18 protein-coding genes are annotated in these 21156 nt (G+C 66.8%); 8 read left to right on the plus strand and 10 right to left on the minus strand.

Annotation, left to right across the window (positions count from 1 at the left end):
• Nucleotides 1-4: 4 nt before the first annotated feature.
• Nucleotides 5-325, minus strand: a complete 321-nt coding sequence (clpS, locus tag ACLMAJ_RS35175; protein WP_412018216.1) for an ATP-dependent Clp protease adapter ClpS — start codon at nt 323-325, stop codon at nt 5-7.
• Nucleotides 326-446: 121 nt separating this feature from the next.
• Here clpS and ACLMAJ_RS35180 point away from each other — a divergent pair, with 121 nt between their 5' ends.
• The 3 genes from ACLMAJ_RS35180 to ACLMAJ_RS35190 all read left to right on the plus strand — a co-directional run bounded on the left by ACLMAJ_RS35180 (nt 447) and on the right by ACLMAJ_RS35190 (nt 4513).
• On the plus strand, nt 447-1760 hold the full coding sequence (locus ACLMAJ_RS35180; protein ID WP_412018217.1) for a nicotinate phosphoribosyltransferase: 1314 nt from the start codon (nt 447-449) through the stop codon (nt 1758-1760).
• A gap of 37 nt (nt 1761-1797) precedes the next feature.
• Nucleotides 1798-2364: a nicotinamidase gene (locus tag ACLMAJ_RS35185; RefSeq protein WP_412018218.1), complete on the plus strand. Its 567-nt coding sequence runs from the start codon at nt 1798-1800 to the stop codon at nt 2362-2364.
• Between the two features lie 103 nt (nt 2365-2467).
• Nucleotides 2468-4513 (plus strand): ATP-dependent DNA helicase, encoded by a 2046-nt coding sequence (locus ACLMAJ_RS35190; protein WP_412018219.1) that lies wholly within the window; start codon nt 2468-2470, stop codon nt 4511-4513.
• A gap of 325 nt (nt 4514-4838) precedes the next feature.
• Here the strand turns inward: ACLMAJ_RS35190 and ACLMAJ_RS35195 are convergent, their stop codons facing one another.
• The 3 genes from ACLMAJ_RS35195 to glgP all read right to left on the minus strand — a co-directional run bounded on the left by ACLMAJ_RS35195 (nt 4839) and on the right by glgP (nt 9598).
• Nucleotides 4839-5378 (minus strand): DoxX family protein, encoded by a 540-nt coding sequence (locus tag ACLMAJ_RS35195; RefSeq protein ID WP_412018220.1) that lies wholly within the window; start codon nt 5376-5378, stop codon nt 4839-4841.
• A gap of 114 nt (nt 5379-5492) precedes the next feature.
• Complete coding sequence (locus ACLMAJ_RS35200) at nt 5493-6854, minus strand: NCS2 family permease (RefSeq protein WP_412018221.1); 1362 nt, start codon at nt 6852-6854, stop codon at nt 5493-5495.
• A 146-nt stretch (nt 6855-7000) separates the two neighbouring features.
• A complete protein-coding gene (gene glgP, locus ACLMAJ_RS35205) occupies nt 7001-9598 on the minus strand; it encodes an alpha-glucan family phosphorylase (RefSeq protein WP_412018222.1) in 2598 nt (865 codons plus the stop codon).
• Between the two features lie 239 nt (nt 9599-9837).
• Between glgP and ACLMAJ_RS35210 the strand changes: the two genes are divergently transcribed.
• The 3 genes from ACLMAJ_RS35210 to glgB are packed head-to-tail and all read left to right on the plus strand — an operon-like array spanning nt 9838 to nt 14689.
• Nucleotides 9838-10479, plus strand: coding sequence for a LysE family translocator (locus ACLMAJ_RS35210; RefSeq protein WP_412018223.1), 642 nt, complete (start codon nt 9838-9840; stop codon nt 10477-10479).
• Between the two features lie 38 nt (nt 10480-10517).
• Nucleotides 10518-12521, plus strand: coding sequence for an alpha-1,4-glucan--maltose-1-phosphate maltosyltransferase (locus tag ACLMAJ_RS35215; RefSeq protein WP_412018224.1), 2004 nt, complete (start codon nt 10518-10520; stop codon nt 12519-12521).
• Entirely contained in the window at nt 12518-14689 is a 2172-nt protein-coding gene (gene glgB, locus ACLMAJ_RS35220; protein WP_412018225.1) for a 1,4-alpha-glucan branching protein GlgB, read from the plus strand. The genes ACLMAJ_RS35215 and glgB overlap by 4 nt, the downstream gene beginning before the upstream one ends.
• Nucleotides 14690-14708: 19 nt before the next feature.
• Here glgB and ACLMAJ_RS35225 read toward each other — a convergent pair whose 3' ends face one another.
• From ACLMAJ_RS35225 to ACLMAJ_RS35235, 3 genes are all read right to left on the minus strand, one after another.
• Nucleotides 14709-15563: a tetratricopeptide repeat protein gene (locus ACLMAJ_RS35225; RefSeq protein WP_412018235.1), complete on the minus strand. Its 855-nt coding sequence runs from the start codon at nt 15561-15563 to the stop codon at nt 14709-14711.
• Nucleotides 15564-15624: 61 nt separating this feature from the next.
• Nucleotides 15625-16002 (minus strand): DUF3817 domain-containing protein, encoded by a 378-nt coding sequence (locus tag ACLMAJ_RS35230; RefSeq protein ID WP_412018226.1) that lies wholly within the window; start codon nt 16000-16002, stop codon nt 15625-15627.
• 58 nt (nt 16003-16060) lie between these two features.
• A complete protein-coding gene (locus tag ACLMAJ_RS35235; protein ID WP_412018227.1) occupies nt 16061-17239 on the minus strand; it encodes an acetyl-CoA C-acetyltransferase in 1179 nt (392 codons plus the stop codon).
• Between the two features lie 164 nt (nt 17240-17403).
• On the opposite strand from ACLMAJ_RS35235, the gene mce reads away from it, so the two are divergent.
• Together mce and ACLMAJ_RS35245 are read left to right on the plus strand one after the other, a co-directional pair.
• On the plus strand, nt 17404-17865 hold the full coding sequence (mce, locus tag ACLMAJ_RS35240) for a methylmalonyl-CoA epimerase (protein WP_412018236.1): 462 nt from the start codon (nt 17404-17406) through the stop codon (nt 17863-17865).
• Nucleotides 17866-17951: 86 nt separating this feature from the next.
• Nucleotides 17952-18953, plus strand: a complete 1002-nt coding sequence (locus ACLMAJ_RS35245) for a coiled-coil domain-containing protein (RefSeq protein ID WP_412018228.1) — start codon at nt 17952-17954, stop codon at nt 18951-18953.
• Nucleotides 18954-19036: 83 nt separating this feature from the next.
• Here ACLMAJ_RS35245 and ACLMAJ_RS35250 read toward each other — a convergent pair whose 3' ends face one another.
• From ACLMAJ_RS35250 to ACLMAJ_RS35260, 3 genes are all read right to left on the minus strand, one after another.
• Entirely contained in the window at nt 19037-19339 is a 303-nt protein-coding gene (locus ACLMAJ_RS35250; RefSeq protein WP_412018229.1) for an ATP/GTP-binding protein, read from the minus strand.
• Between the two features lie 77 nt (nt 19340-19416).
• Nucleotides 19417-20103: an endonuclease NucS gene (nucS, locus tag ACLMAJ_RS35255; protein WP_412018230.1), complete on the minus strand. Its 687-nt coding sequence runs from the start codon at nt 20101-20103 to the stop codon at nt 19417-19419.
• A gap of 57 nt (nt 20104-20160) precedes the next feature.
• Nucleotides 20161-20889: a rhomboid-like protein gene (locus tag ACLMAJ_RS35260; protein ID WP_412018231.1), complete on the minus strand. Its 729-nt coding sequence runs from the start codon at nt 20887-20889 to the stop codon at nt 20161-20163.
• Nucleotides 20890-21156: the final 267 nt, after the last annotated feature.

Raw genomic sequence — 21156 nt, forward strand, 5'->3', positions numbered from 1 at the left:
CCGGTCAGTCGTCCCGTTGCATGGTCGCCCACAGGCCTGCCGCGTGCAGCCGCCTGACATCCTGTTCCATTTTGTCTCGGCCACCCGAGGAGACGACGGCCTTGCCCTCGTTGTGCACCTGGAGCATCAGTTCGGTCGCCTTCGCCTTCGTGTAGCCGAAGAGCTTCTGGAAGATGTAGGTGACGTAATGCATCAGGTTGACCGGGTCGTCCCAGACCACCGTGACCCATGGACGGTCCTCGGCCTCCAGGATTTCGGTGTACTCGACCGCCTCTGGAGTCGCCTGTGCCGCCGACAGTGTCGCGTTCGCTTCGCACACGCCCATATCACTCAGGGTACGACGCGACTCCGAAATCACAACACCCGTCCACCATCGTTTCGACGTTCTGGGAGACATCCCAACGGCACCGGCCTATCATGCCCGCCCCGCTGTCTAGAGTGGCTTCGTGGACCTCCGCGACGGCGTCGGCAACACCGCTCTGCTGACCGACCAGTACGAACTGACCATGCTTGCCGCCGCGCTCGCCGACGGCTCGGCGCACCGGCACTGCACCTTCGAGTTGTTCGCCAGGCGGTTGCCACACGGCAGGCGCTACGGCGTCGTCGCAGGCACCGCCCGACTGCTCGATGCGCTCGAGCAGTTCCGATTCGGTGAACCCGAACTGGCGATCGTCGCGGGCTTCTCCGATGCAACGACCATCGAATGGCTGCGCGACTACCGGTTCACCGGTGACATCGACGGCTACGCCGAGGGCGACCTGTATTTCCCCGGCTCACCGATTCTTTCGGTGCGCGGCAGTTTCGCCGAATGCGTCGTGCTGGAGACTCTCGCCCTCTCGATCCTCAACCACGACAGCGCCATCGCCTCGGCCGCCGCCCGCATGGTGAGCGCCGCCGCAGGGCGCAGGATGATCGAAATGGGCTCGCGGCGCACCCACGAGCTGGCCGCACCATCCAGCTCCCGCGCCGCATATCTCGCCGGCTTCGACGCCACCTCGAATCTGGAGGCGGTGCGCACCTTCGGCGTGCCGGGCGCGGGCACGAGCGCACATGCGTTCACCCTTTTGCACAGCGCCGCCGACGGCGCGCACGAGGCGGCCGCCTTCCGCAGCCAGGTCGAGGCGCTCGGAGTCGGTACGACGCTGCTGGTCGATACCTTCGACATCACCGCCGGTGTCGCGACGGCAATCGAGGTCGCCGGTCCGCGGCTGGGTGGCGTCCGTATCGATTCCGGTGATCTCGGCGTCTTGGCCAGGCAGGTGCGCGACCAGCTCGACGGCCTCGGCGCCACCGAAACCCGCATCGTGGTGTCCGGCGATCTCGACGAGTACGCCATCGCCGCGCTGCGCGCCGAGCCGGTCGACGTCTACGGCGTCGGCACCTCACTCGTCACCGGATCCGGCGCGCCGACAGCGGGCATGGTCTACAAACTGGTCGAGGTGGAGGGTGTGCCGGTGGCCAAGCGCAGCAGCCACAAGGAGTCCCGCGGCGGCACCAAGAAGGCGGTGCGGCTGGCGCGAGGCACCGGCACCATCGTCGAGGAAATCGTCTACCCCGCCGCGAGCGACCCGCCGGCGGCGAACGGATTCGAGGTCCGCGAGCTGCTCGTACCGCTGGTGCGAGGCGGCAAAGTGGTCGATGGGCAGCCGACACTCGCCGACAGCCGCAAACTGGTATCACGCGGGCTGGTCAGCCTGCCGTGGGAAGGCCTGAAGCTTTCCGACGGCGATCCGGCGATCCCGACGACATTCGTGCCGTAGCCCGCCCGTTCATTCGGGCGGCAGAAGGGAGGTCGATATGAGCCGAGCGTTGATCATCGTCGATGTACAGAACGACTTCTGCGAAGGTGGGTCGCTCGCCGTCACCGGAGGTGCCGCGGTCGCCGAACGAATCAGCGATCACCTCGCGACCGTGCGGTACGACGCCGTCGTCGCCACTCGCGATTACCACATCGATCCGGGCGCCCACTTCTCCGAGACCCCGGACTTCCTCGACTCCTGGCCACCGCACTGCCGCGTCGGCACGACGGGTGCCGAATTCCACTCGAACCTGAACACCGCACCCATCCGGGAGATCTTCTCCAAAGGTGAGTATTCCGCCGCGTATTCCGGTTTCGAAGGCGCCGCCTCCGACGGCGTCACCCTCGCCGACTGGCTGCACGCCAACAACATCCACGAGGTCGATGTCGTCGGCATCGCCACCGATCACTGTGTTCGTGCCACCGCCCTCGACGCCGAATTCGCGGGCTTCGACACCCGCGTCCTGCTCGACCTGACCGCGGGCGTCGCCCCCGACACCACCGCCACCGCCCTCGACCGCATGCGCGCGGCAGGCATCCAACTCGAGGGCACTGTCGGCGGGTAGGCCCCCGGACCGACCTGCCGAACAGCACGCCGAGCCCCGCGGCGGCCGGCACAGACCGCGGCGGACGGTGATCTCTGTCGGTCGCAACCAGTAGGCTGCTCGCGTGCCCGAACTGCCGCCCACCCCCGACCTTTTGGCCACTGCCGTGCAGGCGCTCGGTGGAAAAGAGCGGGTCGGGCAGGTGACGATGGCGGCGGCGGTTGACCACGCGATCGATACCAAGGAACATCTCGCCGTGCAGGCCGGGACCGGAACGGGTAAGTCCCTGGCATACCTGGTGCCGAGTCTGCGCCATGCGGTGCGGACCGGGCGGACGGTCGTGGTGTCGACCGCGACGATCGCATTGCAGCGGCAGCTGGTCGACCGCGACCTGCCCCGCCTTGCCGAGGCGCTGAGCAAGCCACTCGGGCGCACCGCGAAGTTCGCGATTCTCAAGGGGCGCAACAACTATCTGTGCCTGAACAAGATCAACAGCGTGATCCCCGACGAACCTGCCGAGGCGGAGCTGTTCGACGCGTTCGCGATCTCCCGGCTCGGCAGGGAGGTGCAGCGACTCAACGAGTGGGCCTCCGATACCGAGTCCGGCGATCGCGACGAGCTCGCGCCTGGCGTGACCGATCGGGCCTGGAAGCAGGTCAGTGTGTCGTCGCGGGAATGCCTCGGCAAGTCGCGCTGCTCGTTCGGCCAGGACTGCTTCGCCGAGCGCGCACGGGCGGAGTCCGCGCAGGCCGACGTGGTGGTGACCAACCATGCCCTGCTTGCCATCGACGCGATCAGCGGCATTCAGGTGCTGCCCGAACACGATGTCGTCGTCATCGACGAGGCGCACGAGCTTGTCGACCGGGTGACCGGAGTCGCTACCGCGGAATTGGCCCCCTCGGCTGTCAGTGCCGCGGCGCGGCGCTGCGCCAAACTGGTCGACGAGAAGGAAGTCGACCGCCTCGAAGGTGCGTCGGAGGCCTGGCACAGCGTCCTCGACGAGCTACCCGCCGCCCGCTGGGACGCGCTGCCCGATGGTGTCGCCCCGGTGCTCGCCCTCGTGCGCGACGCGGCATGGAATGTCCGCACCGCACTTGCGCCACAGGGCGGCACCCAGGCACCGGGCGACCCGGAGGGTGCCGCCGCGCGCACTCAGGCGCTTGCCGCGATCGATGAGGTGCACGACAGCGCGGTACGCGCGCTGACAGCGTTCGACGAACCCGATCCCGCGACCAGGCGTGATGTCATCTGGCTTGCTGCCGACGAGATGCGCGGTGTCGTTCGACGCACGCTGCGGATGGCGCCGCTGTCGGTGGGTGGTCTGCTGCGCAGCAGGTTGTTCGGTACCGCGACCGTCGTGTTGACCTCGGCAACCCTGCAAATCGGTGGGTCGTTCGACGGCCTTGCGATCACCTGGGGGCTGCCCGGGCAGTCGGGCGGTCGGGCAGACTCCAACACCGCCAACGGTGCCGTCGCGCCTGCCGATGTGGAGACAGTGCGCTGGAGCTCGCTCGATGTCGGCTCGCCGTTCGACCACGCCAAATCCGGCATTCTGTATGTCGCCAAGCATCTCCCCGCGCCGGGCCGCGACGGACTAGCGCCCGCCTATCTCGACGAGATCGAGCGGCTGATCCGCGCGGCGGGTGGCCGCACGCTCGGCCTGTTCTCCTCGATGCGCGCCGCGAAGGCCGCCACCGAGGTGCTACGTGCGCGGCTCGACACCCCGGTGCTGTGCCAGGGAGACGACTCGACCGGCGCGCTGGTGCGCAAGTTCGCCGACGATCCGGAGACCTCGCTGTTCGGCACACTGTCGCTGTGGCAGGGCGTCGACGTGCCAGGTCCGTCGCTGAGCCTGGTGATCCTGGATCGGATTCCGTTCCCACGCCCGGACGATCCGTTGCTCACCGCGCGGCAGCGTGCGGTGGAATCGCGCGGCGGGAACGGCTTCATGACCGTCGCCGCCAACCATGCGGCGCTGCTGCTCGCCCAGGGCACCGGCAGGCTGCTGCGCAGCGTCGACGACCGCGGCGTGGTCGCGATTCTCGATTCCCGCTTGGCCACCGCGCGCTATGGCGGCTACCTGCGCGCTTCGCTGCCGCCGTACTGGGAAACCTCCGACCCGAACGTGGTCACGAAGGCACTCGAGCGGCTCACCGCCACCTCGCTGTGATCCCAATCACAAATTGTTCGATTACTTCCATACAGAAGTAAGTTTGGCTTTGATACTCCGCCGGGACCCGATTCCCGCACCGGATGTATCGGCGGCCCCCGCGTCTAGCCCTGCACGCGGCGCGGGGCCACCACAATTGCCGCGGCTGATTCCCGAACTCGTTGCCGCGCACACCATCGGCGCATGAGACGGTTTTCTGATGACGGAGCGGCCCGAGTTCAACACTCTCGGCGAATTCCTGGTCAGCGCAAGATCATTGGCGGATCTACTGTTCAGCTACATCTTCCACCACGCCGCGACGACTGTGCTCGTCCCGCATTCGGACTCACAGCACCCATTTGAAGATCAACGCGACGACCGCGCAGACGACGCCGAGCACCACGGCCCCCGCACCCCAGACGAAACCACTTCGCTGCCATGGCCTGCCACTGTCCAGCGAGAACTTGCCCGGACCCGTGAAGGCGATGGCCGCACCGACGGCCGCGAACAGCAGGGCTGTTTCGTAGCCCTTACCGGTCAGCAGGCCGGCACTCCAGTTGACGTTGACCGCGTTGATCATGGTGCCGAGCACGATCGCGCCCGCCAGCGGCGTCAGCAGGCCGAGCAGTAACAAGAGGCCGCCGGTGAATTCGCTGAGCCCGGCGAGGGTGCCGAACAGCTTGCCGGGGTTGTACCCCATGGAGTCGAAGATGACGGCGTTTTTGCTCCAGCCGACTCCGCCGAACCAGCCGAACAGTTTTTGGGAGCCGTGCGCGGCGAGCAGTCCGCCGAAGACGACCCGCAGCAACAGCAGGCCGATGTCGGCGGAGAAGGTGTCGAGTTGGGTTGCGTTCGTAGGTCGTTCGTGCGCGCTCTCGATGTTCATGCTGGTCCCATCCCTGCGATTCGATTCCGAATAGCGTTCTTCGTTAGCGTCGGCAATGAAGTGGACTGCGGTCCGATTATTGCACGAAGTGGAACGACCAGCCGGTAGGCCGGGCTATTCCGCGAGGAAGAAGAAATATCCGAGGAACATCACCATCAGCACCCACATCGCCGGATGGACCTCTTTGACTCGCCCCTTCGCGGCCATGACGATCGGATAGAACAGCATCCCCATCGCGAGCCCGTTCGCGATCGAGTACGTCAGCGGCATCATGATGACGGTGATAAAGGCCGGGATGGAGTACTCCAGCCGGTTCCAATCGATGTCGCCGAGCGCGCGGGACATCAGGACGCCGACCACGATAAGCGCGGGCGCGGTGATCGAGGCGGAGCCTGCGACGACCGCGAAGATCGGGTAGCAGAACATGGCGATCAGGAACCAGCCCGCCGTGGTCACCGCCGTCAGTCCGGTTCGACCGCCCGCGGAGACGCCCGCCGTCGATTCGACGTAGGCGGTGGTGGTCGATGTGCCGATAACGGCGCCCGCCATGGTGCCCACCGAGTCCGCGGCGAGCGCACTGGCCGCGCGGGGCAGTTTGCCGTCCTTGTCGAGCAGTCCCGCTTGGTTGGCCACGCCGATCAGGGTGCCGGAGCAGTCGAAGAAATCGACGAACAGCATGGTCAGAATGACGATGGCCATCTGCCCGGTGAACGCGTCGGGCAGATGGATGATCGCCTGCCCGAAGGTGTGCTCGAGCCCCTTCGGCATCGACACCACACCGCTGGGCAGATCGACGAGGCCGCTGATGACACCGACGAGGGCGGTGAGCACGATGCCGTACAGCACAGCGCCGTGCCAGCCGATGACAAGGAACACCACCGTCGCCACGAGACCGAACAGCGCGAGCAGCGTTGTCCCCTTGGTGAAGTCACCGAGTGTGACGAGGGTGGCCTCACTGTTGACCACGATGCCCGCGTTCTTCAGGCCGAGGAACGCGACGAACATCCCGATACCTGCGCCGACTGCCAGCTTCATCTGCATCGGAATGGCATTGAGGATGCGTTCGCGAACCTTGGTGATCGCGAGGACGAAGAAGATCACACCGGACAGGAAGGTCCCCGACAGCGCGACCTGCCACGGGATCCCCATCCCGAGCACCACCGAATACGCGAAGAACGCGTTGAGCCCCATGCCGGGCGCGAGCGCGATCGGATACTTGGCCCAGATCCCCATGACGAGCGTGCCGAACACCGCGGCGACCGCCGTCGCGGTGAATACCGCCTGCATCGGAATGCCCTTGTCGCCGAGCGCGCCTTCGTCACCGAGCACCGACGGGTTCACGGCGAGCACGTAGGACATGGCAAGGAACGTGATGGTGCCCGCCATCAATTCGCGCTTCACGGTCGAACCGTTCGAACTGATGCCGAAGTACGCGTCGAGGCGTCCTCGGGGTCGCGTCGAGGCGTCGGTGACCATGGGCTCTCCAGTCGGACATCGGTACAGGTGTGCCAGGGCACGGTAGCCGACAATTCACTGAATCGGAGAACCCGCCCGTCCGATCCCATCGGTCAGCGTCGCCGGCTGACCCAGTGGTTCGACGACAGCGAACCCGTGACCGATCGCTAGGCGCTCGGCGCGGCGATCAGGCCCAGTTCGGCATCGGACGCGAGCAGGTCACTGTGGGGCAGCACGCGAACCGTGTAACCGACAGCGCCGGACAGGGGCACCGGTGTTTCGACGGTAAAAATCTCCACACCGGACTCGGACTCGGTGTGGGTCATCGGGAAGGTGGTGACGTCGGAGAGGTCGTCGGTCGGTGAGACTCGGCCGAGCACCGCCTGGACGGTGACGTCGGAGGCGCTGAGGCCGCCGAGATCGATCCGTGCGGCCAACGACAGTTCCGCGCCGATCACCGGGGTGTCGGGCAGACCCGCGCTGTCGACCTGGATCACCTTGACCGACTGCCATGCGGCCTCGATGCGGCGGCGGTAGTCGGCGGTCGCGCGAGCGCCGGCGAATTCGTCGGCGGTCGCGCGCTGACCGGCAGCCGCCGCCGGGGCGTAGTACTCGACGGCGTAGTCGCGAACCATGCGGGAGGCCAGCACCTTCGGGCCGAGGGTCTGCAACGTGTGTCGCACCATCTCTACCCAGCGCACCGGCATGTTCACGGGGTTGCGGTCGTAGAAGCGGGGGGCGACCGTGCGCTCGAAAAGGTCGTAGAGTGCGTTGGCCTCCAGGTCGTCGCGGCGGTGCTCGTCGGCGACGCCGTCGGCGGTCGGGATGGCCCACCCGTTCTCGCCGTCGTACATCTCGTCCCACCAGCCGTCGCGGATGGACAGATTCAGCCCGCCGTTGAGCGCGGACTTCATGCCGGAGGTGCCGCATGCCTCCAGCGGGCGCAGCGGATTGTTCAACCACACATCGCAACCCCAGTACAGGTAGCGGGCCATCGACATGTCGTAGTCGGGCAGGAAGACGATGCGGTGGCGCACCTCGGGATCGTCAGCGAAGCGGACCACCTGTTGGATGAGCGCCTTGCCGCCGTCGTCGGCGGGATGGCTCTTGCCTGCCACCACCAATTGCATCGGACGATCGGGATCGAGCAGCAGCGAACGCAGCCGCTCCGGATCGCGCAGCATCAGGGTGAGCCGCTTATAGGTCGGCACTCGGCGGGCGAAGCCGACGGTCAGCACGTTCGGATCGAAAACCTCATCGACCCAACCCAATTCGGCCGATGCCGCGCCGCGCTCCAACCAGGATGCGCGCACCCTGCGGCGCACCTCGGCCACGAGGGTGGCGCGCAAGGTGTTCCTTGTGGACCACAACTCGCCCAGGTCGATATCGCGCAGCTTCTCCCAACCGCGGGCCTCCTCGACCAACTCTGGTCCAATGTGTTCGCGTGCCTTGTCGAACCATTCGCGCGCGGCCCAGGTGGGCGCGTGCACCCCGTTGGTGACCGAGCCGATCGGCACCTCGGTCGCGTCGAACCCTGGCCACAGCGGCGCGAACATGGCGCGACTGACCTCACCGTGCAGCTGCGAGACACCATTGGCGCGCTGGGCCATCCGCAAGCCCATATGGGCCATATTGAAAACGGACGGATCGGCCTCCCGCCCGAGCGCGACGATCCTATCGATGGAAAGGCCTGGCAACATGGCGGATTCGGATTCACCGTGCCCGCCGCCGAAGTACCTGCGCACCAGCGGCATCGGGAACCGGTCGATGCCCGCGGGCACCGGGGTGTGCGTGGTGAACACCGTCGCCGACCGCACCGCGGCCAGTGCGGTGTCGAAATCCAGTCCGGCCGACACGAATTCGCGGATCCGCTCGACACCGAGAAATCCGGCGTGGCCCTCGTTCATATGGAACACATCGGGATCGGCCAGCCCCGCCGCACGGGTATAGGCGCGCACCGCGCGCACGCCGCCGATGCCTGCCAGGATCTCCTGCTTGATCCGATGGTCCTGGTCGCCGCCGTAGAGGCGGTCGGTGACCGCACGCAACTCCGGATCGTTCTCGGCGATATCGGAATCCAACAGCAGCAACGGCACGCGTCCGACCTGCGCGATCCACACCCGCGCCCGCAGCACTCGCCGATCGGGCATCGCCACATGGACGAGCACCGGCGCCGAATCCCCTCGCTCCGCCCGCCCGTGGCCGGTGGTCAGCAGTCGCAGCGGCAGCCCCTGCGGGTCGAGCGCCGGATAGTGCTCGGTCTGCCAGCCGTCGCCGGTCAGCGCCTGCCGGAAATAGCCGGAGCGATAAAGCAACCCGACGCCGATCAGCGGCAGACCCAGATCGGATGCGGCCTTCAGGTGATCACCTGCGAGGATGCCCAGACCACCGGAATAGTTCGGAAGCACCTCGGTAACACCGAATTCCATGGAGAAGTAGGCGATACCGCGTACACCGGGTGTGTCGGTCTGCCGCTGGAACCAGCCGGGTCGCGCCAGATAGTCGCGCAGGTCCGCGGCCGCGGCGTCGACCCGGCCGGTGTAGTCCACATCGGCGGCGAACTCGTCGAGCCGCGACGCAGGCACCTCCCCCAGCATCCGCACCGGATCGCGTCCGACCTCGCGCCACAACTCGGGATCGAGCTCCGCGAACAGATCCTGGGTCGGCCAATGCCAGGACCAGCGTAGGTTCGTGGAGAGCTCGCCCAGAGCCGCCAGACGCTCGGGCAGATGGGCACGGACGGTGAATCGACGAAGTGCCTTCACCAGCCGAACCCTACCGAACAATCCCCAGCCCGACTCCCCCGGCGAGCCAGGTCACTCCCACATTGCGCGCTCGCGTCCCGTCGGCGGACTCGGCACCGACCTGCTCGGGCCACTCCGGCAACGGCGCTACGCGGTCGCGCGCCACTTCCACCCCGCTGCCCGTCGCGAGTGGCACGTCGGTGCGGGAATATCGGCGAAATCGGGTCGCCGAAGGAGCACGCGCGTGACAGCATCGGCTGATGCCGCACTGGGTCGACGTACTCCCCCAATTCCTCTTGGCCTGCCTTATTCTCGCCGCGCTGCCGGGTCCGGCCACTGCGCTTTTCTTACAGCGCGCGGTGCGGGATGGGCGGACGGCGGGGCTGGCCGCGGTGGCGGGCAACGAGATCGGGGTGCTCGTATGGACGCTTGCTGGTGGCGCCGGGCTCTCGGTGCTGCTGGTCGCGAACCGGTTCATGAATGTCGGGGTGCACATTGTCGGTGGCCTGGTGCTGATCTGGCTCGGTATCCAAGCATGGCGTGGGGCGCACGCCGATGACGAGTTCGGCGCGACCATGACGAAGATGCTGCCCGCGGGGCGCACCCCCACCTCGGCCTTCCGCGCCTCGCTGGTATCGATCGCCGCCAACCCGAAGGCCGCGGTGTTCGGGCTGACGATCCTGCCGCAGTTCCTGCCGTCGAGCGGACCGGTGCTGCCGACCGTGCTGATCCTCGCCGCGATACAGCTGGTCATCGACACCACATGGTGCGTCGGGGTGGTGGTCGCCGCCGATCGAGCCGGGGCCTGGCTGCGTCGCGCGGGGATCCGGCAGCGGATCGAGCGAGTGCTCGGCGCGGTGCTTGTCGCGCTCGGCCTCGGCCTCGCCGCCGACGCGCGCTGATCGACGTCCAAGCGTGAGGTAAAGGTACGGTTGGTCCCGTGACCGGCCGCATCGCTATCGATGACACTGCACCGTCCATCGCGGGCGGCCGAGCGGCCAAGGCCGTGGTCGGCGAGGTCTTTCCGGTGCGCACGGTGGTTTGGCGCGAGGGGCACGACGCGGTCGCCGCGACGCTGGCGGTGCGCGCGCCCGGCTCGTCTCGGCTCACCCGGCTTCGGATGGCGCCGGATTTCGAGCCCGACGTGTTCAATGCGACCTTCACCCCGCATCTGCCCGGCGCATGGACCTACCGCATCGAGGGCTGGAGCGATCCGATCGCCAGCTGGCGGGCGGCGGTGGAGGCGAAGCTGGCCGTCGGGCAGAGCGCCGCCGATCTGGCCAACGATCTGGAACTCGGCGCCAGACTCTTCGAGCGCGCCGCCCAAGCGGTGCCGAAGAAACAGTTCGAGCGACTGCGCGCGGCCGCGACCGCGCTGCGCAGCGACGAGCAGTTGCCAACCAGGGTGGCGCCCGCTTTCGGCACCGAGATTGCCGAGATCCTGCGCGCGACCCCGTTGCGGGACATGGTCACCCGGGGCGCGCAGCACACTGTGCAGGTGGAACGCCAACGCGCACTGTTCGGCTCGTGGTACGAATTCTTCCCGCGTTCGACCGGCGGCCGGGACGCCGCGGGCAACCCGATCCACGGCACCTTCGCCACCGCGACAAAGGAATTGCCGCGCATCGCGAGCATGGGCTTCGACGTGGCCTACCTGCCGCCGATTCATCCGATCGGTGAGATCAACCGCAAGGGTCGCAACAACGCACTGGCCGCCGAACCGGATGATGTCGGCTCGCCGTGGGCGATCGGGTCGAAGGATGGCGGGCACGACGCGATCCACCGCACGCTTGGCACCGAGGCCGACTTCACCGCATTCGTCACCGCCGCTTCCGAACTCGGCCTCGAGGTAGCTCTGGACCTGGCCCTGCAATGCGCGCCGGATCATCCTTGGGTGCGGGCGCATCCCGAGTGGTTCACCACGCTGCCCGACGGCACCATCGCCTTCGCCGAGAACCCGCCGAAGAAGTACCAGGACATCTACCCGATCAACTTCGACAACGACCCCGACGGCCTGTACGCGGAGGTGCTTCGCGTCGTGCGGCACTGGATCGGGTTGGGCGTCAAGATCTTCCGGGTCGACAACCCGCACACCAAGCCCGCCGATTTCTGGGAATGGTTGATCGCGCAGGTGCGGCAGACCGATCCCGACGTGATCTTCCTGTCCGAGGCGTTCACGAGACCGGCCCGGCTCTACGGCCTCGCACGGCGCGGATTCAGCCAGTCCTACACGTATTTCACCTGGCGCGTCGCCAAATGGGAGCTGGCCGAGTTCGGCATGGAACTGGCCGCCAAGGCGGACGAGGCCAGACCGAACCTGTTCACCAACACCCCGGACATCCTGCACGAAAGCCTCCAGCACGGCGGTCCGGGCACGTTCGCCATCCGCGCGGTGCTCGCCGCGACACTGGCGCCGACCTGGGGTATCTACTCCGGATTCGAATTGTTCGAGCACCAGGCGGTGCGGCCCGGCAGCGAGGAATACCTCGATTCGGAGAAGTATGAGCTGCGCCCGCGACCGTTCGCCGAGGCACTCGCGCGCGGGGAATCGTTGGAGCCGTGGATCACTCGGCTCAACGAGATCCGCCGCGCACACCCCGCGCTACAGCAGCTGCGCTGCGTGCACTTCCATCACGTCGACAACGACGCGCTGATCGCCTACTCGAAGATCGATCCGGTCAGCGGCGACGCGGTACTGGTCGTGGTGAACCTCAACCCATTCGGCGCCGAACAGGGCATGATCTCGCTCGACCTGCCCGCCATCGGGCACGAGTGGTACGACCACCCCGTCGTGTACGACGAGGTCAGCGGCGAGGAATACCACTGGGCGCAGACGAATTACGTGCGGCTGGATCCTGCCAACGCAGCCGCCCACATCCTCGCGCTGCCGCCGGTGCCGCAGCAGGTTCGCGCCGAGCTGGCTTATCGCAGGACCTTCCGATGAGCGAGGCCACCGTGGTGAAACGCCGCGACCTGATGCTGCTCGCGGCCGGGACCCACACCGATCCGCACACCGTGCTCGGCGCCCATCCGCACCGCGACGGCACGGTCGTTCGTGCGCTGCGCCCGCACGCGGAGACGGTGGCCGTCCGCGTCGGCGGCCTCGACCATCCGCTGAAATCCCTGGGGCACGGGATATTCGCCGCGCTGCTGCCCTACCCCGATGTCATGGACTATCGCCTGGTCACCACCTATCCGGGCGGCCAACAGCTCATCACCGCCGACGGCTACCGCTTTCTGCCCACCGTCGGCGAGCTCGACCTGCACCTCATCGGTGAGGGCCGCCACGAACACCTATGGGATGTGCTCGGCGCGCACCCACGCCGCTACCGCACCCTCGACGGCGAGGTGAGCGGCACCTCGTTCGCGGTCTGGGCTCCGAATGCCCGCGGTGTCACCGTGATCGGTGATTTCGAAAGCTGGAGCGGCAACACCGCACCGATGCGCGCACTCGGATCCTCCGGGGTCTGGGAAGTGTTCGTGCCCGGCGTCGACGTCGGCGCCAAATACAAGTTCCGGGTACACGGCGCAGACGGCAGAACGGTGGATCACGCGGATCCGCTCGCGTTCGCGACGGAACTGCCGCCTGCCACCGCTTCGGTGGTCACCGAGAGCAATTACGCGTGGTCCGACGAGGATTGGGTCGCGAATCGCGAACGCACCGACCCGACAAGCGCACCGATGAGCGCCTACGAAGTCCATCTCGGCTCGTGGCGGCCCGGTCTCGGCTACCGCGAACTGGCCGACCAGCTCGCCGATTACGTGCGCGCGGCCGGATTCACCCACATCGAGTTGCTGCCGGTTTCCGAGCATCCCTTCGGCGGGTCCTGGGGCTATCAGGTCACCTCCTACTACGCGCCGACCGCCCGCTTCGGCTCACCCGACGACTTCCGCGCCTTCGTCGACCGCATGCACGCCGCCGATATCGGCGTGCTACTGGACTGGGTCCCCGCCCACTTCCCCCGCGACGAATGGGCACTGGCCCGCTTCGACGGCACCCCACTCTACGAACACCCCGACCCGCGCCGCGGCGAGCAACTCGACTGGGGCACCTACGTTTTCGACTTCGGCCGCAACGAGGTGCGCAACTTCCTCGTCGCGAACGCCAGGTACTGGATCGAGGAGTTCCACATCGATGGCCTGCGCGTCGACGCGGTCGCCTCCATGCTGTATCTGGATTACTCACGCCCCGAAGGGGGTTGGGAGCCGAATGTGCACGGCGGCCGGGAGAATCTGGAGGCCGTCGATTTTCTCCAGGACCTCAACAACACCGTGCACAAGTACCACCCCGGCGTCGTCACCATCGCCGAGGAATCGACGAGCTGGCCGGGGGTCACCAGGGGCACCGATGTCGGCGGCCTCGGTTTCACCATGAAGTGGAATATGGGCTGGATGCACGACACCCTCGGGTTCCTGGGCCGCGACCCGATCCACCGCTCCTGGCACCACAACGAGATCACCTTCTCGCTGGTGTACGCGTGGAGCGAAAACTATGTGCTGCCGATCAGCCACGACGAGGTCGTGCACGGCAAAGGCACCCTGTGGACCAGAATGCCGGGCGACGACTTCGCAAAGGCCGCGGGCGTGCGCGCCGTGCTGGCCTACATGTGGGCCCACCCCGGCAAGCAGTTGCTGTTCATGGGGCAGGATTTCGGCCAGTTCCGTGAGTGGTCGCACGAACGCGGACTGGACTGGCAGGAGTTGGAGAACCCACTCCACCTCGGCATCGCCGCCTCGGTCCGTGACCTCAACGCGGTCTACCGCGCACACCCCGCGTTGTGGACGCAGGACACCGCCCCCGGCGGATATTCCTGGATCGAGGCCGACGACCGCGCCAACAACGTCCTCGCATTCCTGCGCTACGGTTCCGACGGCTCGATGGTCGCCTGCGTCTACAACTTCTCTGGTTCGGTACACAGCGAATACCGAGTCGGCCTGCCCGCCACCGGCCGCTGGCGCGAAATCCTCAACACCGACGCCGCCGCCTATGGCGGGTCCGGCGTCGGCAACCTCGGCACCGTCACCGCGGCGGACGAGCCGTGGCACGGCCGCCCGGCATCGGCGACCGTAGCCCTCGCCCCCAACAGCGCGGTCTGGCTCGCACCGGAGTAACGCCGCGGTGCCGGCGCGCTCAGTAGAGGGCTGCGGCGAGCTTCCTGCGCGACGCGACCACGATCGGCTCGGCAGGGTCGAAGAGCTCGAACAGCTCCAACAGGCGGGTGCGCGCCTTGGTGCGGTCATCATCGGCGGTGCGCTTGATCAGCGCGATCAGCCGATCGAAGGCGGCCTCTGGCTGCTGGTTGAGCATCTCCAGGTCGGCGGCGGCGAGCGCGGCGTCGACGTCGGCGGGATCGGAGTCGGCGGTCGCGATAGCAGACTCGGGAACGATCTGGGCACGACCGAGGAAGCGCAGCTGGCGCAGCGCGCCCTTGGCTTCGTCGTTGTTCGGCTCCGCGGCGATGATGGCCTCGTAAGCGGCCTCCGCGCCTGCCAGGTCACCCTCCTCGAGCGCCGCCTCGGCGGCCACGAAGCGCGGATCCTCGGCGGCCTGCGGCTCCTCGGCCGCCGCGTCCGCCTCCAGCTTGCCTGCCACCGCATCGATGACCGCGTTCAACCACTGCCGAACCTGCGCTTCGGGCTGCGCGCCTTGGAAATCCGCGAGCGGCTGTCCACCGGCGACCGCGACCACCGTCGGAATGCCCTGCACACCGAACGCCTGCGCGATCCGCATATTGGTCTCGGCCTCGACGGTGGCCAGCGCCCAGCTGCCCGCGTCTTCGACGACAAGGCGCTCGAGTAGCTTGACCAGCTCGACGCTGCCCGGGCTGCGCTGCGAATACAGCGCGACGACCACGGGCAGCGCGATCGAGCGGCGCAGCACCTTCGTCTCGAAGTCCGTTTCGTTCACCGCATAGTCGCCACCGGGCGCATCGGGAGCACCGGCCGGGGGCTGCTTCAGGCTGGACAGATCCACCGCACCGGACATAGCGGCGGCGACGGCGGGCGAAGGACGGCGGGCAGCGGGTCGAGTCACGGTTTCCAGTTTGTCACGGCGTGACGGAAGCAGGAGCCCCGGAGTCGATGGAAGCGACGTCGCTGAGCTCACCGAGCTTGCCCGAGCGCACCGCCCACACCTCGAAGACCACGGTGCAGAACGGCGGGATGCTCGACAACAGCGCCAGCACAGTGGTCTTCACGGTCCAGCCGAGCTCACGCGCCGCCACGATCGCGGCGATCACGAACAGTACGAAGATGATGCCGTGCGTCATCCCGAACACCTTGACCGGCCACAGCACCGGCTCCGGGAGCCGCTTGAACACCATGCCGACGATCAGGAGAGCCCAGGAAAAGGCCTCGAGCACGGCGATGAAGCGGAACCGCTTGGCCACGGTGCTCAGGTCGAAGAAATTGCCCATGGCCACCATTGTGCCGGACTCCTACGACGGCCCGTAGTTGAACCCGTCACAGTAGGTCGGTCAGTGGTCAGACCTTGATGATCAGGGCGTCACCCTGACCGCCGCCGCCGCACAGTGCGGCAGCACCGACGCCACCGCCCCGGCGCTTCAGTTCCAGCGCCAGGTGCAGCAGGATCCGCGCGCCGGACATACCGAGCGGGTGCCCGATCGCGATCGCGCCACCGTTGACGTTGACCTTTTCCTTGTCGATGCCGAGCTTGCCGGTGGAGGCGATGCCCACCGCCGCGAAGGCCTCGTTGATCTCGACCAGATCCAGATCGGCGGGCGAAATACCTTCGCGCGCACAGGCCTTGGCGATCGCGTTGGCAGGCTGATCCTGCAACGACGAATCGGGGCCCGCCACCGTGCCCGACGCGCCGATCTCGGCGATCCAGCTCAGCCCGAGCTCCTCGGCCTTTGCCTTGCTCATCACCACCACAGCGGCGGCGCCGTCGGAGATCTGCGAGGCGGTGCCCGCGGTGATGGTGCCGTCCTTGCGGAAGGCGGGGCGCAGCTTGGCGAGCGAATCGGCGGTGGTGTCCGCCCGGATGCCCTCGTCCTCGGAAACCAGCACCGGATCGCCCTTGCGCTGCGGCACCGCGACCGGAACGACCTCCGCGTCGAAAAGGCCGTTCTTCCATGCCGCGGCGGCACGCTGGTGCGAGGCGGCCGCGAAAGCGTCCTGAGCTTCGCGGCTGATCGGCTCGGTGTCGTTGCGCTGTTCGGTCAGCGCGCCCATCGGCTGGTCGGTGAAGATGTCGTACAGACCGTCGTAGGCCATGTGGTCGCGCAGCGTCACATCGCCGTATTTGAAGCCCTCCCTGCTCTTTTCGAGCAGATGCGGCGCCTGACTCATCGACTCCTGGCCACCGGCGACGACGATCTCGTACTCGCCCGCCCTGATCAGCTGGTCGGCGAGGGCGATCGCGTTGATGCCGGACAGACACACTTTGTTCAGTGTCACCGCGGGCACATCCATCGGGATGCCACCGGCCACCGCCGCCTGCCGAGCCGGAATCTGGCCCGCACCGGCGGTGAGCACCTGACCCATGATCACGTACTCGACCTGCTCGGGCGCGACGCCGCCCTTCTCCAGTGCCGCCTTGATCGCGAAGCCGCCGAGGTCGGACCCGCTGAAGTCCTTCAGCCCACCGAGCAGTCGACCGACCGGGGTACGCGCACCGGAGACGATCACGGAAGTGGTCACGACGAGCCCTCTTTCCTCAAAGCAGTATTCGTAGAACAACAGCAGTCGCGCCTCGGCGGGCGTCGAGCCTGTACTCCACGGTAGCTTGTCGGACCGAAGAGACTCTGGCCAGGTACGCGGTGCGCTACCCGATCAGAGGCTACGTTCGAGGGGTGAGCAATGTTATGGATCCTTCGAGCTTCATCCCCGGCGACTACGTCATCGCCGTCGATCACGTCGGCATCGCGGTGCCCGACCTGGATGTCGCAATTGCCTGGTATGCCGACAATCTCGGCATGATCGAGACCCACCGCGAGGTCAATGAGAGCCAGGGCGTGCACGAAGCGATGCTTTCGCTGCCCGGCGCACCCGACAGCGCGACTGCCCTACAGTTGCTGGCGCCGCTGAATGCCGAGTCCACCATCGCAAAATTCATCGACCGCAGCGGACCGGGACTGCAGCAACTCGCCTACCGGGTAACCGACATCGACGCGGTGTCGACATTCCTGCGTGATCGGGGTCTGCGTTTGCTGTATGAAGCACCGCGGCGCGGAACGGCGGATTCCCGCATCAATTTCATCCATCCGAAGGATGCTGGCGGTGTGCTGATCGAGTTGGTCGAACCGAATGCGGATGTTACGCACTAGTATCAAGATCGGGTCAGTAAAACTCTTCAGAATCACATTCGCGGTCGAGTCACCATGACGTGCCGGTAGGCTGTAGTTTGTTGGCCATGTCGTCACCTGAGTCCGATCGCAATCGCTTCGTTGCGCTCCCCTTCACCGTTGTGCGCAAGGGTTATGCGCAAGACGAGGTACGCAACTACTTCGACCGCTTCGATGCAGAGCTAAGGGTCACCGCCACTGACCGGGATGCCGCTGCGGCACAAGCCCGTAACCTCGCGAGCCAGTTGGAGGACGCGCGGGACGAGATCGACGAGCTCCGCAAGGAGGTCGATCGCCTCTCGGTTCCGCCGACCACCGCGGAAGGCATGTCTGACCGCATCTCCCGCATGCTCCGGCTTGCCTCCGACGAAGCTTCCGAAGTTCGCGCCCTGGCACAGGCCGAGGCCGCGGAAATGGTGTCGATCGCGGAGCAGCAGGCCACCGAGATGCGTGGCAAGTACGAGTCGTTGCTGGCCGAGACCAAGGAAAAGCGCGAGGCGCTCGAGATCGAGTTCGAGCAGACCTTGGCAAACGCGCGTACCGAATCCGCCAAGATCATCGAGGCCGCGCAGGCCGAGGCCGACCGCCTCGGCAAGGAAGCCGATGCCAAGCGCAAGGCGACCCAGCAGGACTTCGAGGTCAACATGGCCGAGCGTCGCACCAAGCTCACCCGCGCCATGGAGGAGTTGGAGGCCACCAGCCGCGCCGAGGCCGCACAGCGGATCAAGGACGCGACCGATGAGTCCAACCGCCTCATCACCTCCGCCACCCAGACCTCCGAGCGCAAGATCGCGCACGCGAAGGAACTGGCCGAGGAGATGCGCGTGCTGCGCGGCCGGGTGCTCGCCCAGCTGCTCGGCATCCGCGGCCAGCTCGACTCGGTGCCCGCGATGCTCGCGGCGGTCAACCGGGAAAGCGAACTGCTGGACGGGGTTCCGGATCAGCGCAAGTCGATCGGCGGCAACACCAAGTCCGTGACCGGCTCGCGCACCAAGGCCATCCCCGAGGTCGCCGTCGAAGATGACGACATCGTCGACGAAGAGCGCGAGAACGCCGACATCACGCACTGACGTCGGGCCACGCGGCGACACGCGGTCCCCATCCGAATTCAGACCGAAGGCCGCCCCACTCGGGGCGGCCTTCCCTAATTCGGTCACGACCAGCGGCGGGTTATCTTGCGCGTCCGGCGGCCGTTCCAGCAACCGCGATGCCAGTGCCTGCGATCGTCCTCACCGCCATAGGTCGGCCAGGCGACGATATGGGCTACGCCGGGAGTGATCTCGTGGTCGCAACCAGGACAGCGATAGGTCTTGACCGCTCGGCTGCCCGGGATCGTCCGGACCGTGTACAGGTCGTCACTGTCGGGTCCCGGCTCGGTACTTCCGAAGTCGGCGCCGAGCCCACTGGAAGCGGGCGGACCCGATCGGCGGTCGGTCCGAGGCTTCCGACGAGGCATGCGTCAAGCCTAAGCCTCGACCGAATGCGCCGATGCGCCCGTCTGGATGGACTGGAGCCACCGATTGGCTACCGGAGTCAGAAGAGACGGAATTCGTTGCTCTCGGTGCCGCGTAGGGCGTTGTAATCGAGTATCAGGCACCGGATTCCACGGTCCTCGGCGAGCGTGCGGGCCTGCGGCTTGATCTGCTGGGCCGCGTACACGCCCGCGACAGGGGCGAGCAGCGGGTCGCGGTTGAGCAGTTCGAGGTAGCGGGTGAGCTGTTCGACGCCGTCGATCTCGCCGCGGCGTTTGATCTCCACCGCGACGGTCGCGCCCCCGGCATCGCGGCACAGCAGATCCACCGGGCCGATGGCCGTCATGTACTCACGGCGAATCAGCGTGTAGCCGGGGCCGAGGGTCTGCACGTGTTCGGCGAGCAGCTCCTGAAGATGCGCCTCCACACCGTCTTTCACCAAACCGGGATCGATGCCGAGCTCGTGGGCGGAGTCGTGCTCGATGTCCTCGATTGTTATCCGCAGTTCTTCGCCAGCCTTGTTGGTGACGACCCAGAGCGCCTTCGCACCGTCTGGCACATCGTCACCGTCGCGCTCCTCCAGCCAGCACGGCGGGCTCATCCAGTTCAACGGCTTGTACGAACCACCGTCGGAATGCACGAGGACCGAGCCGTCCGCCTTGATCAGCAGCAATCTACGAGCCATCGCGAGGTGGGCGGTGAGGCGCCCTACGTAGTCGACCTGACAGCGAGCAATCACTAAGCGCACCAAAGCACTGTAGGCGAGTGCTCGGCGGCCGCTGCCGCCAGCCCTTCGCGCCGAAGGTCAGCCCATCAGCATGATGGCCGCGAGGAGCACACTCACCGCGAGCAGACCCGATTCGATCCGGGTGAGACTGCGGGTGGATGCCGCGTTGGCACGGATCATGCCGAACCCGACGGCCGTTCCGATGCAGCACGAGACCAGATGTCCGACGCTGGTGAAGGTCTGCTCGATCAGGACGCCCTCTGCGGCGATCATGAACCACGCGGTGCTCCAGGCGAGCCGCCACCGGTGCGGTACCGCGACAACGAGGGCACCGATCAGTGCCATAGCGCCATAGCTGACGCCGACATCCTCGGCCCAGCGAATGCTCGCCGGCACCCAGCCGACGTCGATAGCGACCCAGAGGCCCCCCGCTACGAGCAGGCTCGCGCCGATATGACCTGCGAGGAAGACATGGACCAGGTGCATCGCGCCGAAGCGCAATTCGGCGAGGGCGAGCATGCAGCCGAGCAGTGGAATGATGACCCAGGCCGCGCTGACATCCCCGATCACCAGGGCGCTCGAGAACAAGGTTCCGATGTGGCCGTTCAGCAGATTGTGCAGGTTCGTGCTCGCGTGCAGCACCATCCTCGACCGCGCCGCATCGCTCAGCACCGAGAAGATCGTCGTGACGACGATGAGGGCGGCCAGATACCCGGCAGTCGCAGGTAGTCGCGGCCACGAACGAGATCGGCCCGGCGTGTGGGGGTCAGCAGGCGCCAGGTCGGCAGTTGTCGTCGCTACGACCATCAGCACCTCCATGTCTCTCGGCTTGTCCGCTACTGACGACGATATCCCTTCTTTCAGGATCGACGCCGTTGCTCTACGTACCCTGATTGTTCCCTGCGAGGTTGCCGCGAAACACACCGGGCACGATTAGACGCATCTCGTGTCGAGTTGTGGTTGCGGTCGTCCAGCCCGGAAACGACGAAAACCCCCGACCAAAGGCCAGGGGTTTCCGCGAATGATGTTCCGGCGGTGTCCTACTCTCCCACACCCTGTCGAGTGCAGTACCAT

Origin of the sequence: Nocardia arseniciresistens (assembly GCF_046764875.1) — a bacterium.
GTDB lineage: Bacteria > Actinomycetota > Actinomycetes > Mycobacteriales > Mycobacteriaceae > Nocardia > Nocardia arseniciresistens.

Bases quoted from the DNA above. Each gene is read 5' to 3' on its own strand.
- ACLMAJ_RS35200 (WP_412018221.1), bottom strand. From the start codon at position 6,854: ATGGTCACCGACGCCTCGACGCGACCCCGAGGACGCCTCGACGCGTAC.
- clpS (WP_412018216.1), bottom strand. From the start codon at position 325: ATGGGCGTGTGCGAAGCGAACGCGACACTGTCGGCGGCACAGGCGACT.
- ACLMAJ_RS35185 (WP_412018218.1), top strand. From the start codon at position 1,798: ATGAGCCGAGCGTTGATCATCGTCGATGTACAGAACGACTTCTGCGAA.
- ACLMAJ_RS35210 (WP_412018223.1), top strand. From the start codon at position 9,838: ATGCCGCACTGGGTCGACGTACTCCCCCAATTCCTCTTGGCCTGCCTT.
- glgB (WP_412018225.1), top strand. From the start codon at position 12,518: ATGAGCGAGGCCACCGTGGTGAAACGCCGCGACCTGATGCTGCTCGCG.
- ACLMAJ_RS35260 (WP_412018231.1), bottom strand. From the start codon at position 20,889: ATGGTCGTAGCGACGACAACTGCCGACCTGGCGCCTGCTGACCCCCAC.
- ACLMAJ_RS35225 (WP_412018235.1), bottom strand. From the start codon at position 15,563: ATGTCCGGTGCGGTGGATCTGTCCAGCCTGAAGCAGCCCCCGGCCGGT.
- ACLMAJ_RS35250 (WP_412018229.1), bottom strand. From the start codon at position 19,339: ATGCCTCGTCGGAAGCCTCGGACCGACCGCCGATCGGGTCCGCCCGCT.
- ACLMAJ_RS35195 (WP_412018220.1), bottom strand. From the start codon at position 5,378: ATGAACATCGAGAGCGCGCACGAACGACCTACGAACGCAACCCAACTC.
- ACLMAJ_RS35230 (WP_412018226.1), bottom strand. From the start codon at position 16,002: ATGGTGGCCATGGGCAATTTCTTCGACCTGAGCACCGTGGCCAAGCGG.
- ACLMAJ_RS35245 (WP_412018228.1), top strand. From the start codon at position 17,952: ATGTCGTCACCTGAGTCCGATCGCAATCGCTTCGTTGCGCTCCCCTTC.
- mce (WP_412018236.1), top strand. From the start codon at position 17,404: ATGGATCCTTCGAGCTTCATCCCCGGCGACTACGTCATCGCCGTCGAT.